At 41.9% G+C, this 13056-nt stretch carries 14 protein-coding genes; 7 read left to right on the forward strand and 7 right to left on the reverse strand.

Annotation, left to right across the window (positions count from 1 at the left end; translation table 11 throughout):
* Nucleotides 1-11: 11 nt before the first annotated feature.
* Together kaiB and kaiC are read right to left on the reverse strand one after the other, a co-directional pair.
* The gene (gene kaiB, locus GSY63_RS21100; RefSeq protein WP_166587837.1) at nucleotides 12-296 is read right to left on the reverse strand and encodes a circadian clock protein KaiB; all 285 of its coding nucleotides are present in this window, start codon (nucleotides 294-296) and stop codon (nucleotides 12-14) included.
* Nucleotides 296-2059, reverse strand: coding sequence for a circadian clock protein KaiC (gene kaiC, locus GSY63_RS21105; protein ID WP_166587838.1), 1764 nt, complete (start codon nucleotides 2057-2059; stop codon nucleotides 296-298). Before kaiC ends, kaiB begins: the two co-directional genes overlap by 1 nt.
* Nucleotides 2060-2298: 239 nt before the next feature.
* Here kaiC and GSY63_RS21110 point away from each other — a divergent pair, with 239 nt between their 5' ends.
* The 6 genes from GSY63_RS21110 to GSY63_RS21135 all read left to right on the forward strand — a co-directional run bounded on the left by GSY63_RS21110 (nucleotide 2299) and on the right by GSY63_RS21135 (nucleotide 7901).
* Nucleotides 2299-3288: an aldo/keto reductase gene (locus GSY63_RS21110; protein WP_166587839.1), complete on the forward strand. Its 990-nt coding sequence runs from the start codon at nucleotides 2299-2301 to the stop codon at nucleotides 3286-3288.
* A 142-nt stretch (nucleotides 3289-3430) separates the two neighbouring features.
* Nucleotides 3431-4336, forward strand: coding sequence for a helix-turn-helix domain-containing protein (locus GSY63_RS21115; protein ID WP_166587840.1), 906 nt, complete (start codon nucleotides 3431-3433; stop codon nucleotides 4334-4336).
* A 67-nt stretch (nucleotides 4337-4403) separates the two neighbouring features.
* Nucleotides 4404-5255 (forward strand): SDR family NAD(P)-dependent oxidoreductase, encoded by an 852-nt coding sequence (locus tag GSY63_RS21120; protein ID WP_166587841.1) that lies wholly within the window; start codon nucleotides 4404-4406, stop codon nucleotides 5253-5255.
* Nucleotides 5256-5292: 37 nt separating this feature from the next.
* Nucleotides 5293-6138 (forward strand): oxidoreductase, encoded by an 846-nt coding sequence (locus GSY63_RS21125; protein WP_166587842.1) that lies wholly within the window; start codon nucleotides 5293-5295, stop codon nucleotides 6136-6138.
* Nucleotides 6139-6244: 106 nt separating this feature from the next.
* Nucleotides 6245-7513 (forward strand): hypothetical protein, encoded by a 1269-nt coding sequence (locus tag GSY63_RS21130; RefSeq protein ID WP_166587843.1) that lies wholly within the window; start codon nucleotides 6245-6247, stop codon nucleotides 7511-7513.
* Nucleotides 7514-7718: 205 nt separating this feature from the next.
* Complete coding sequence (locus GSY63_RS21135) at nucleotides 7719-7901, forward strand: hypothetical protein (protein WP_166587844.1); 183 nt, start codon at nucleotides 7719-7721, stop codon at nucleotides 7899-7901.
* Between the two features lie 44 nt (nucleotides 7902-7945).
* Here the strand turns inward: GSY63_RS21135 and GSY63_RS21140 are convergent, their stop codons facing one another.
* Nucleotides 7946-8323 carry a VOC family protein gene (locus tag GSY63_RS21140; RefSeq protein ID WP_166587845.1) on the reverse strand — a complete coding sequence of 126 codons (378 nt, stop codon included), beginning with the start codon at nucleotides 8321-8323 and terminating at the stop codon, nucleotides 7946-7948.
* A 73-nt stretch (nucleotides 8324-8396) separates the two neighbouring features.
* Here GSY63_RS21140 and GSY63_RS21145 point away from each other — a divergent pair, with 73 nt between their 5' ends.
* Entirely contained in the window at nucleotides 8397-8765 is a 369-nt protein-coding gene (locus GSY63_RS21145) for a DUF4406 domain-containing protein (RefSeq protein WP_166587846.1), read from the forward strand.
* 13 nt (nucleotides 8766-8778) lie between these two features.
* Here GSY63_RS21145 and GSY63_RS21150 read toward each other — a convergent pair whose 3' ends face one another.
* From GSY63_RS21150 to GSY63_RS21165, 4 genes are read right to left on the reverse strand one after another with little or no spacing between them, the layout of a single operon-like run.
* The gene (locus GSY63_RS21150; protein WP_166587847.1) at nucleotides 8779-10440 is read right to left on the reverse strand and encodes a MutS-related protein; all 1662 of its coding nucleotides are present in this window, start codon (nucleotides 10438-10440) and stop codon (nucleotides 8779-8781) included.
* A 28-nt stretch (nucleotides 10441-10468) separates the two neighbouring features.
* Entirely contained in the window at nucleotides 10469-11725 is a 1257-nt protein-coding gene (locus GSY63_RS21155; protein ID WP_166587848.1) for an aspartate kinase, read from the reverse strand.
* Complete coding sequence (locus tag GSY63_RS21160; protein ID WP_166587849.1) at nucleotides 11726-12523, reverse strand: DUF3298 and DUF4163 domain-containing protein; 798 nt, start codon at nucleotides 12521-12523, stop codon at nucleotides 11726-11728.
* 2 nt (nucleotides 12524-12525) lie between these two features.
* Nucleotides 12526-12999: a GNAT family N-acetyltransferase gene (locus tag GSY63_RS21165; protein WP_166587850.1), complete on the reverse strand. Its 474-nt coding sequence runs from the start codon at nucleotides 12997-12999 to the stop codon at nucleotides 12526-12528.
* Nucleotides 13000-13056: the final 57 nt, after the last annotated feature.

Below are 13056 nucleotides of genomic sequence, written 5' to 3' on the forward strand. Positions count from 1 at the left end.
GTATAATCATATTAAAGTTGTTTTGTGCGGATATCTAAGCCCACTAGTACCTTTTCTTCATTAGATAAGTCGCCTATTATTTTGCGTACCGGTTCTGGTACTTTTTTTACTAACGTTGGTATGGCCAATATTTGATCACCTTCGGCAAGTTGCGGATGTACAAGCAAGTCAATTACTTCTATGCTGTATTGCCCTTTCAAATGTTCTTCACAATATTTTTTGAGGTTATTTAATGCAGCAACAGATTTAGTTGTTTTGCCTGCCACATATAGCCTTAATTCATATGCTTTACTCACTATTTCTTCTTTTTAGTCTTTTTAATTTCGTCCTCCGAGTCGGCGTCGCTAATGTTTTTTCCTCTTAGTGTGGTCAACTTCTGCCGATTCTGTTCCAACACTTCTTTTTTGATGGCGTTTTCGACATAAGCTTTGTTAAGTTCCTCTTCGGTTGACTCAAACTCAGATCTGAGGCTTTCTATTTTAGATTCAAGCACCTTACGCTTACGCAATAGTTCGCGGTCTTTAACGCCTACAGCATGTGTTTGCAGTACTTGCCCTGTTTCTTCAAGTAGCATTTGTGCTTCGCGAGCCGAACCGGTAAGTATGCCATCGGGGCCTAAGTAAACATCAATAAGATCTAAGCCATTATCTGAGATTACAAATTCGCGCACCTGGTTAGAGTGTTTCATGCCGCGCGACTTCATAATATATAAACCACGGTTTCGCTCGCCATTCATTTCAATGTCCCTGATCATCAGCCAGGCATCTACTAAGGACGAAACTCCTTCATCTGTTTGCTCGTTAACCACCGTGTTTAAAGACAAAGCCGTAAACATTACGGTAATCTGTTCTTCCTGCAAGAAATCTATTAACCTAACCAACATCGATTTTACATCGCTTACAGAACCTACAGTAATAAGGTTGGTAATAGGATCCAACACTACCACTTGTGGTTTAAATCTTCTAATGGCTTTATGAATGGCAACCAGATGCATCTCTAGGCCATAAAGGGTAGGGCGCGAAGCATAAAATTGCAACAAGCCACTGTCAACATGTTGTTGCAAATCCATACCAATAGACCGCATGTTACGTATAATCTGCGCCGGAGATTCTTCAAACGCAAAAAACATACACTTTTCGCCACGGTTGCAAGCTTCATTACAGAAGCTGGCTGCCACACTGGTTTTGCCCGTGCCAGCCGTGCCCGAAACTAAAATACTGCTACCACGATAGAAACCGCCTTTGCTTAACATTTTATCGAGAGCGGGTATTCCAGACGAAAAACGGTCTGACGATACCGCCTTGTTTAGTTTTAACGATGTTACTGGTAACACCGAGATTCCGTCTTCATCAATTAAAAAAGGATATTCATTAGTGCCATGCAAAGTACCACGGTACTTAACGATACGTAATCTTCGGGTAGATATTTGATTAATGATGCGGTGATCTAACAAGATCACGCAATCCGATACGTACTCTTCCAGCCCCTGACGGGTAAGGGTTTTTTCTCCCCGTTCGCCGGTGATAATAGCGGTTACACCTTTATCTTTAAGAAACTGAAATAGCCTGCGCAGTTCTGCACGTAATATGGCTTGGTTGGTGAGGCCAGAAAAGAGATTTTCGATGGTATCAAGCACCACTCGTTTCGCGCCAATGCTGTCAATAGCGTAATTGAGACGGATAAAAAGGCCTTCGAGGTCGTATTCCCCCGTTTCTTCTATCTCGCTACGATCAATGTGTATGTAATCGATCTTGATTTTTTTCTGATCCTGAAGTTTTTGCAGATCGAAACCCAGTGAGGCAACGTTGGTTGCCAGTTCATCCGCTTTCTCTTCAAAGGCAATAAAAACACCGGGTTCGTTATATTCTTGTGCGCCCCTAACAATAAATTCAAGGGATAATAAAGTTTTACCGCAACCTGCACTGCCACAAACCAATGTTGGTCTGCCAGTAGGGAGGCCTCCTACAGTAATTTCGTCTAATCCGATAATACCGGTAGGGGTTTTGGGCAATTCGTGCGAGAGTTGTTTTGAAGTTGAGGACGCTTTCTTTGATGGCATAATCAATAGGTGGAAACCACTAAATTATAAAAATATTCTATTACTAATTAATTATGTGTCGATTTAGGATACAGGCGGTTTAGCGGTATTTTATAATCTAGAACTACTATGTTACGAAAGTGTTTTATATAAGGCTTAATATGTCCTTACTATTTGGCCGAATCATCTACTTATTACATTCCGCTGATTCGTTTGTTGCTTCCACAATATAAATTTGGATTATACAATTTACCACTATAATGAAATACAGAAATTTTGGAAACGGCGAGAAGCTATCGGCTATCGGCTTAGGCTGTATGAGTATGTCACATGCCTACGGCGTGCCCGATGATAAAGAATCTATAGCCACATTAAATTATGCGCTCGACCTGGGCGTTAACTTTTGGGATACGGCCGACGTTTATGGCAGCGGTGCCAATGAAGAACTAATCTCTAATGTATTAGTACCTAATCGCGACAAGATATTTATTGCCACCAAATTTGGCTTTACGCAGCGCGAAGGCAGCAATGGCAGAGATATGGTTTTTGATGGCTCGCCGGCTTATATGAAAAAGGCAATCGAAGCCAGTTTAAAACGTTTGAAGATAGATGTAATTGACCTTTACTATGCCCACCGCATTGATCCGAATGTGCCGGTAGAAGAAATGGTAGGGGCAATGGGTGAGCTGGTTAAGGAAGGCAAAGTACGTTATTTAGGTTTGTCTGAGGCCTCTGCAAATTCAATTCGTAAGGCACATGCCACACACCCAATCAGTGCGGTACAAAGTGAATATTCTTTATTGACCCGTGATGTTGAACAAAGTGTGTTGCCGGCGTGTAAAGAGCTAGGTATTGCCTTTGTGCCGTTCAGTCCTTTGGCGCGTGGCCTGATGACTAATACCCTTAATTTAAGCACCCTGCCTGATAATGATTTCCGCAAGAAACTGCCGCGTTATCAGGAAGAATACCAGGATAATAATCAAAAGCTGGCGCAAGCCTTTGCCCATCTGGCCGAAGAGATAGATTGCAGCCCGGCCCAATTGGCTTTAGCCTGGATACTTAAACAAGGCGACAACATTATCCCGATACCTGGTACCAAGAAACGTAATAAATTGGCCGACAATGCGGGTGCTCCGGATGTTGAACTAACATCAGAAAACTTGAACCAGATAGAACAGTTGTTAGCTAAATATCCCAATACCGGTGCAAGGTATGACGAGTCGGCCCAAAAAATGGTAGATAGGAGCTGATCGTTGCTTTTCGACATTTAATGCGTATTTAATAGCATCTAATAACACCAAAATGGTTTGTTTTCATATAGAGAGCAGGCCATTTTGGGTTTTGATAAAAACTGTTGTTGTTTGTTTAAGTTTGAATTGTGTAACTTTGGATATGACAGTAGAAACAATCGAAGATTTTTATAAAGGTAAGTTTAACTGGATGCCCGAGAATCTTCAAAAAGATATGGGCCATTTTAATGTTTTTAAAATGGAAGATTGTATTGGCCCCAATGCAAAGAATAGTTCAATTAGTTACAACCGACGTAACTATTATAAAATAAGCATGATGCGAGGTAGCAGCACCTGCCATTATGCAGATAAAAGCATCGATGTATCGGGGTGTACGCTAATGTTTTTTAACTCCAAGGTACCCTATGCCTGGGATAATCTAACAGAAGACAGAACAGGCTACTTCTGCATTTTTACGGAAGAGTTTTTTACTGATAAAATGCGTGGTGGATTGAACGAATTGCCTATTTATCAATTTGGTGGCAATCCATTTTATAAGTTAAATACGGAGCAGGAAGAATATGTGTGCAGCGTGTTTGAAAAAATGCTTACCGAAATCGGGTCAGATTATATATATAAATACGATTTGCTGCGAAACTATGTGACGGATATTATTCACTATGCTCTAAAAACACAGCCTGGTGAAACCTCGTACAGATATACAGATGCAAAATCGCGCATTACAGCTGTATTTACCGAATTGCTGGAGCGCCAATTTCCAATAGAAACTCCCAATCAGCGTTTTTCTATGCGATCTGCCAATGATTTTGCAAACCAATTAGCCGTGCATGTTAATCATCTTAATCGTGCTATTCGCGAAACTACAGGCCAAACTACTACAGACCGTATTGCCGAACGATTGCTTAGCGAAGCTAAGTCTTTATTAAGGCACACCGACTGGAATATCTCTGAGATTGCTTACTCACTTGGCTTTGAAGAGCCCACCCATTTCAACAACTTCTTTAAAAAGAAAACCGCACTGACGCCGTCTTCTTTTAGAAATGTTTGAATTTTGTAATGATCTGTTTGCTTGGCGTAAGCGGTAATCTATAGCCTTGCCCTACCTTTGTTCTATCATGAAAAACAAGGATATGGACAAAAAAGTATGGTTTATTACAGGAGCTTCTAAAGGGTTTGGTTTAAGCTTGGTTAGGCAGTTATTAGCTGCAGGCCAATATGTTGCCGCTACCAGCCGTAATTTAGCTGACCTGACAAAAGCCGCGGGTGAAAAGACCGAATATTTTTTACCCCTGCAGGTTGATATTACCTGCGAAGATTGCGTGAGCAAAGCAATCCACACTACCTATCAAACATTTAAAAAAATCGATGTGGTAATCAACAATGCCGGTTACGGTATTGGCGGTAGCATCGAAGAGTTAACCGATGCCGAAACACGTCAAAGCTTTGACGTTAATGTTTTCGGTACCCTCAATGTTATCCGTGGCGTAATGCCCTACCTGCGCCAGCAGAAATCGGGTCACATTATCAATATTTCATCTATTGCCGGTATCACAGGCGGCACTGGTTGGGCCATTTATTCTGCTACCAAATTTGCCGTAGTGGGCCTTTCAGAAATTCTTGCTCAGGATATAAAGGCTTTAGGCATTAAAGTTACCGTAGTGGCGCCAGGCGCATTTCGCACCAGTTTCTTAACTCCAGAGTCGTTGGTGATGACCAAAACGCCAATTGACGAATATGCTGAAGTAAGAGCTATGCATGCCAAATATCTGGATATGAATGGTCATCAGGCCGGCGATCCGGAAAAGGCAGCTGCGGCTATCATCGATGTTGGTAATGACGAAAATCCACCGCTGTACCTTTTGTTGGGTACCGACGCTTACGAAAGAGCGATGAAGAAGCTCGAAGTTTTGGACAAAGAGTTTCGAATGAATGAGGAAATATCTAAAGCAATGGCCTATCAAGGTTAATTTAAAGAATCATCTATCTAAAATCGAATCAATAAAAATGGAAAATCAAAAAGTATGGTTTGTAACCGGCGCATCAAAAGGCCTGGGCCTTGTGCTGGTACAAAAGCTATTGAGTAAAGGATATAAAGTGGTGGCAACATCCCGTAATGTTGCCGATCTGGAAAAAGAGGTTAAAACAGCAGCGGACAACTTCCTGCCATTAGCTGTCGATCTAAAAAGCGAAGCGAGCGTGCAACAAGCAATAGAAAAAACCATCAGCACCTTCGGACAAATTGATGTGGTGGTTAACAACGCCGGCTATGGTATGCTAGGCGGCATTGAAGAAACTACCGACCAGGAAGCGCGGGATAACTTCGAAGTAAATGTATTCGGCTCCTTAAATGTTATCCGAAAAGCATTGCCTTACATGCGCGAAAAGCAATCGGGTAATATCCTTAACATTTCATCTATCGGTGGTTTTACCGGCGCATTTCCGGGCTTTGGTATCTATTGTGGCACCAAGTTCGCGGTAAACGGTTTCTCCGAATCATTGTACGAAGAAGTGAAGCCTTTCGGTATCCACGTAACTATTGTACAGCCGGGTTACTTCCGCACCAATTTCCTGTCATCCGGATCATTGGTTACTCCTAAAAATCCTATAGATGCCTATGAAAACGTTCGCCAATCGCAAAATGCACACCAGAATCAAATAGATAACCAGCAGCCTGGCGATCCTGAAAAGGCAGCTGAGGCGATGATCGAAATAGTATCCGCTGAGAATCCGCCGCTCAATTTATTTTTAGGGGAAGATGCTTACCAAGCTGCGATGGCTAAAATTGCCTACGTGCAAAAAGATATGGAAACCTGGAAAGAACTGAGCGTTTCAACCTCATTTCAGGAATAAAAAATAATATCCTTGTTGCAAAAAAAGCACCTCTTTTAATTAGGAGGTGCTTTTTTTATACTTTAAATTCGCCGGTATAAATCAATCTGCCAATTATTTCTAACCAATGAAATCTATCTTATCAAAAGTATTTGTTGCCGGCTTATTACTCGGCAGCATGCATATTGTGGCCCAACCCATAAAGGTTACCGTAGCGAAAACAGACAACGGTTACGCGCTTATGCGTGGTGGTAAACCTTATTTTATTAAAGGTGCTGGCGGCACCAGTTATATGGACAGGCTGGTTGAGTACGGCGGTAATTCTATCCGTACGTGGGACAGCAGCATGGGCGAATTTAACTTAAACAACGCCCAAAAGCTCGGATTAACAGTTACCATGGGGCTTAACGTGGCCCGCGAACGTCATGGGTTTAATTATGATTCAGCTGCTGTACACCAGCAATTAGAGAAACTGCGTAAGGAGGTTATCAAATACCGTAATTACCCGGCGCTGTTGGTTTGGGGGATAGGTAACGAACTTAATCTCGAATATAAAAACCCTAAAGTTTGGGATGCGGTAAATGATATTGCCAAAATGATCCATAAGGAAGACCCTAATCACCCGGCTACAACCATGCTTGCAGGTGTTAACCCCAAAGTAGTGGCCGAAATATTAACCCGTTGCCCGGATCTCGATTTATTATCTGTTCAGGTTTACGGCGGTTTAGCTTCAGTGCCACAGGAAATTCGCGCCGCTAAATGGACTGGCCCATACATGGTAACCGAATGGGGCCCAACGGGCCATTGGGAGGGTCCGCAAACGCCTTGGCATGCATCTGTAGAAGAAACCAGCAGCGAGAAAGCTGCCGTTTATAAAAGTCGTTATGAGGCTTCCATTAAAGTAGATAAAAACTGCCTCGGCTCATACGTTTTTTTGTGGGGACAAAAGCAGGAGCGTACCCCAACGTGGTATGGCTTATTTACCGAAAAGGGTGAGGAGAATGAGGTGGTAGATGTAATGCAATACTTGTGGACTGGTAAATACCCTGCTAACCGCGCCCCGCATCTGGATTCGCTAACATTAAATGGTAAGCATGTGCTCGATTTTATTTACCTGCAACCCGGCAAAACTTATGATATCAAAGTATCTGTAAAAGATCCCGACAATGATAAACTAACCGCTCGTTGGGAGCTGTTGCCAGAGAGTACAGATCTTAAAAATGGCGGTGATCATGAGTCGAGACCGGCGCCTTTGGAAGGTCTTTTAAACAGTAGTAGCGTTAACAAAGCGACGATAAAAGCGCCCGAAAAAGAGGGTGCTTACCGCTTATTTTTATATGTAACCGACGGCCATAATAATGTTGCTACAGCAAATGTTCCTTTTTTTGTGAAATAGTAAAAAATATTTTATATTTAAGTAATTGACTTACAGGTGTTATTGCAGTGCCGCTTGCAAGCATTTTGTACCAATGGTAATCCAATTGTAAGGTTGTAAAAATACTTCGAATCGGGCTACACAATTTAATGGTACAGTTGTTGTAAATATTATAATACAGCAGTTAATTCTGTGTTGAAATTAATTTACCAATTATAATAGTCATATGAAAGAGCAACATCATGTAAAAGGGAACGCCAGTGTGCAGGGAGAGCCAACATCAGATCGTAATTTTAACGATATGAAAGAGGCTAAACAACAACGTGGCGTTAGCAATGGCGGCGGCCAGACGGCAAACCAAACCTGGAACCGCGACAGTGTTCACAAACCAAAACGTAGAATGTTATAACATAAAAAAGCCTCCCGAGCAATCGGGAGGCTTTTTTATGAGGCCTAAATCTTATTGGTTGCAGTTAAAACGATCCGGTATCCATCAGGATCGGCATAAGTTGCGCCATTTACTTTCCAATACGGGTTCTTAGCTTCCAGTTCCATAACATTATTAGCCTTAAACAATTCTTTTAGCGACAGGTATTCGGCCACAGTTGGTAAATAGAAAACCAACAGGTCATCTTCATCAGGTTTATGATCGGGAGCTTCCTTAGAAGTGGTGAATTCCAGATGCCAATCGGAGCCAATTAAACCAAGAAAGACACCGTCATAACCATCATGGTCCTTAAACTCGCCCAGTGTCGATAAACCTAGCAGAACCTTGTAGAAATGGATAATTGGCACCAGGTTGTTAGTATGGCGTGCTATTCTGAATTTCATTTTGCTTAGTTTGTAACATTATAAAGCTAAAAACAATCTTATAAGCTGTTATTAAATTGCTCAATTTATATCCATGAAAAAATCGATGATGATATTAGTTGCCGGCCCATACCGCTCTGGCACGAATGATGACCCGGCGCTGATTGCTGCCAACGTTAAAAACATGACTGATACCGCACTTGCAGTTTATCGCCTGGGCCACATGCCGGTACTTGGTGAGTGGTTTGCCCTGCCGCTAATTGAAGCTGCGGGCTCAAAGCAAATTGGGGACGATGTGTTTAACGAACTTTTTCACCCTGTTGCAGTTCAGCTAATAGATCATTGTGATGCTGTGTTGCGTATAGGAGGCCCTTCTGCAGGCGCCGATGAAATGGTGGCAACAGGGTTGGCCAAGCAGAAAGAAATATTTTACAACTTAGATAACCTACCAGCAGTGGAATAAAGCCGGGATAAAATCAATTATACTTTTTGCCCAATTCTTCGCTTACTTTATTTGCGTTGTTAATTACGCTTTCGGGGTAACCGATAGCTTTAAGAACGGCAATCGCATTTTTGTGCTTCAATATACCGGGCTTTATTTTGTAGTCGAATATTAGGCGTTCGTCGGCAGCCATTTCCTCGAAAGAATATACAGCATATTCATCTCCAAGGAGTTCGGCCAGTTCCAGATCGTGAGTCGACACGAACACGAAGGTTTTATTGGCTGATAAGTAAGAGAGTATAGCCTTAGCCGCAGCCACACGTTCTATAGTATTAGTCCCGCGGAAGATTTCATCAATGATAACGAGGCAATTTCCTCCGGTTTCTTTTACGTGGTTAAGGATATTAAATATGGATAATGCCTCTGCCTGGAAATAGCTTTTAGACTCATCGAGGCTATCGGTCATGTTTATGCTGCTGCAAATGTCTAATAGAGGCGCTTGGTAGCTTTTTGATGGAGATGTATATAAAGTTTGTGTCAGCAGTGTATTAACGGCTACCGAGCGTATAAAAGTAGTTTTCCCCGACATATTAGATCCTGTGATCAATACGCCTTGGCTATGTTTCGCCAATAAAGAGTTTGGTACACAGTTGTAAATTAGCGGATGGTACAGCTCGTCTATCTTTAATTCGTCACTACCATTCACAAAATTAGGCTTGCAATAATAGGGTAGCCCGGCGCGTAACGATTGAACACTAACCGCAGCATCAATTTCGGCTACGTAGTTAAATAATACTTCGATAGGCTCCCTTTGGAAATTTACCTCGTCGATTACATTAATAAATGCCCGTGGTTCTATTAACAACAATATCTTAAACAACTCCCATATTCCCGAGCCCAAATCTGTAGGATCATTACTTATCCCGCTTTCGAGGCTCACGTATGCCAGCTTTCGGTTTAACTTCTTTAATTGTGCTGTTGCATTTTGCGAGCCTTTATAACCTGCGGTTTGTATAATGTTTCCAATATTGTTAGCTACACTAATCATCCGTCTTAATTGCGGTAGTGAGTGTACAAAACCATAAATCTTTTCCTTATTGGTAAAATGGATATAGAAGTTGAACATTGTAAAACCCAACGTCAGGAAGAATAAGAATTGATTGTGAAGTACAATGGTAAGTGCCAACGCTGCTACCCAAAGTATCCCTGCAAAGCGAACATAAAGCTTTAGGATAGCATCATAAAGAAGCACGGCTTGGGTATGAAATAGCTGGTGAATATAATAAGCATCCGGATTGTTTAACCGCTGCAACTCCATCATAATGGCCTCGCGTTTTGCATCGTCGGCACCTACTTGTTCAATCAACTGGTCAAAATCCAATAGTTTATGTCGCTCTCGTTCGGGCTTGCGTAGCCTGGCGTACAAATATTGCTGACCAGGTTTAGAATTAGCCCTATCGACATATTCAAAAAGTTTTTCCAGGTCGATGTCAGCTGCCAGAGTTGCTGCTAACACGTCGTCATCCAGATGTTTACTGTAAGCCGTAATCAAACGGTAATGGCGAACGCTGTCCAATGGCTTTCCCCAATTGCTGCGAAGCTCGTCGAGGAGTCTTGCTCTTTTTTGTTTGTTTTTGTAGGTGCTAAAAAATAAAAAGGCAATTATAGCTATTAAAGCAATGGGCAACAGGATCATAAGTATGAAGGTACGGTTTATAACAACGTTACTTCACTACCATTTGCGCAGTGTTACGACTTAGTTGTTCCAATAGTACGGTTCTATCATCAATAAGAGCCTTCAGTTCTTCCTGTTTATAATGTCTTACTGTGATGATAGTTAGATTGTTATTGTACTTTACGTTAAACTCTTGTTTAAGTTGGTTATGTAAATTGTCGAAGCGCTCTTCACGGTAGTCAAAGCACACGGTAAAGCTTAAAGCCGATACCTGCATCATATTGATTTTAATGTGATTGGCAGCGAATAAGCTAAACACCGCACTCAAATGATCCTCGGTAATAAATGTATAATCTTTGGCAGACAGCGAAACCAAGACCTGATCTTGCTTAACAATGATCACCGGTTTTTCGTAATATAACGCGGCAGTTTCCGAAATCACCGTACCTATGGCATCAGGGTCGCCAAACGGTTTAACCAACAACGGGATATTGGCGTTTTGCAGTGGCTTAATGGTTTTGGGGTGAATTACTCCCGCTCCGTAGTAAGTCATCTCAATAGCTTCGGTGTACGATAGTTGATCGAATTTAACCGTGTCTTTAAAATGCTTAGGGTCGGCGTTGAGAATGCCTGGCACATCTTTCCAGGTGGTAACAGAGGTAGCCTTAAGGCAGGCTGCAAATATAGCCGCAGTATAATCAGAACCTTCGCGGCCCAGTGTTGTGGTGAAGTTTTCTGATGTGCCACCCAAAAACCCCTGGGTTACCACTATGCCTTTTTGCAGCAAAGCAGGTATATCTTGTTGGATATGTTCGCAGGTTTTAGCCCATTCCACTACACCTTCGCGATAAGTATTATCGGTATGGATATATCCCCGTACATCGAGCCATTTGCTGGTTAAACCAACGTGGTTCAAGTATGCGTTTACAATTCGGGTTGATACCAATTCGCCAATGGAAACCAATTGATCATAGATAAAATCATAGTCGTCATGCGGCTCGTCTTCTATCATCCAGTCTATTTCCACAAACGTGTTGGCAACCTCATCAAATGCTGGGTGCGATGGATCAAAGAGTTCGCTAAGGATATGAAAGTGATAGTCTTTTATTTCGTTATATATCAGATGTATATCATCTTTTTGGTCAACATAAGCTTTAGTTAATTTTTCTAAGGCATTTGTAGTTTTGCCCATGGCCGAAACCACGATAAGCAATTGTTGGCCGGCATATTTTTGAACTACTTTAGTAAGATTGATAATACCCGCAGCGTCTTTAACAGACGCCCCGCCGAATTTGAAAACAAGCATTTATTTGATGTATTGAGCTACAACCGTATTTGGCCGTATTAATTTTTTAATTTGAGAATAAGGGATTGTCAGATCTGTTTTGCCTGCCGCATAAGGCTTAATTTCGTACTGATTGTATACAAAGCGCAAACCCACCGGCGAGATCAGAAAGTTTTCGTTGAGGCTGAATTTGGCATCTTTAAAAAAGTAGTCATTAGATAAGGACGCAGTATCGCTTAGGTTCTCCTGTTTGCGGAAAATTTTCTCACCGATCTGCGTTAGTTGTGGGCCATAACCGTCAACCAGAATGTCTTTTAGTTCGAGGTTTTTATGCACCTTGGTTGCCCAATTAACGAAACCTGTAAATGAACCACCATGAGCGCCACCCAAATAGCTGTAACCATCTATCTGCAAGGTTGTTAAGGCCGAATCCTGTCTTAAAACCGTGGCTTTGTTGTCGAGCGTATAAAACATGCCTTTACGACTGCCAGTTTTGAGCTCTGACTGGTAAGCGCTCATAAAGTTTTTGGCCAGATCCTCAAAATTATCTTTGGTTCTTTCTCCTACCATAAATAAACCTACCAATTTATGCTTAAGGGTATCATTCAAGGCTGTTTCTGAAACGAAAGCAGGGTAGGTGATCTTAATTACTGTGCAAGCGCTGTCGGCCTTGTTTCCGCAATCGTCGGCACGCTGTTTAAAGGTGGTGTATTTATAAGTAAGTGTATCTTTTGCGACTGCAGCTTTTACATCGGGGTTTTTAGCTTGCCAGCAACTGCTTAGGGCCAAAAATGAAAAGGGTATTAATAAAAACTTCATCCTCATAAGTCTAACGCCATTATTTGTTCTTTGGTCAACGATGCATTTAACCATCCAGCCTCTACGTTGGCCTCGTATTTTTTATAAAAAGCTATAGCGGGTTCATTCCAATCCAGCACTTGCCAGGTCATACCATTAAAACCAAGCTCTTGAGCCTCCTGTATCAATCGGTTAAACAGCATTTTGCCAGCCCCCTTGCCACGAAATGCTTCAGTAACAATTAAATCTTCTAAATATAAGCGGCATCCCTTCCAGGTAGAATAACGCACATAATACAATGCAAAACCCACAATTAAACCATCCAGGCTGGCTACGTAGGCTTTCCAAACAGGGTTTGGTCCAAAGCCTGCTTCCTCAAATTCGTGCTGGCTTACCGTAACTTCCTCGGGCGCCCGTTCAAACAAAGCTAGTTCATGGATCAGATCGAGCAAACGCGCGCAATCATCTCTTTTAGCAACTCTGATCTTGATCTCCATAATTTTAAGGTTTAAGGGGCGTTTATTGTAAGTTAGTCGCTATTTCAGATGTTTGCA

The organism is Mucilaginibacter agri (assembly GCF_009928685.1).
Lineage (GTDB): Bacteria > Bacteroidota > Bacteroidia > Sphingobacteriales > Sphingobacteriaceae > Mucilaginibacter > Mucilaginibacter agri.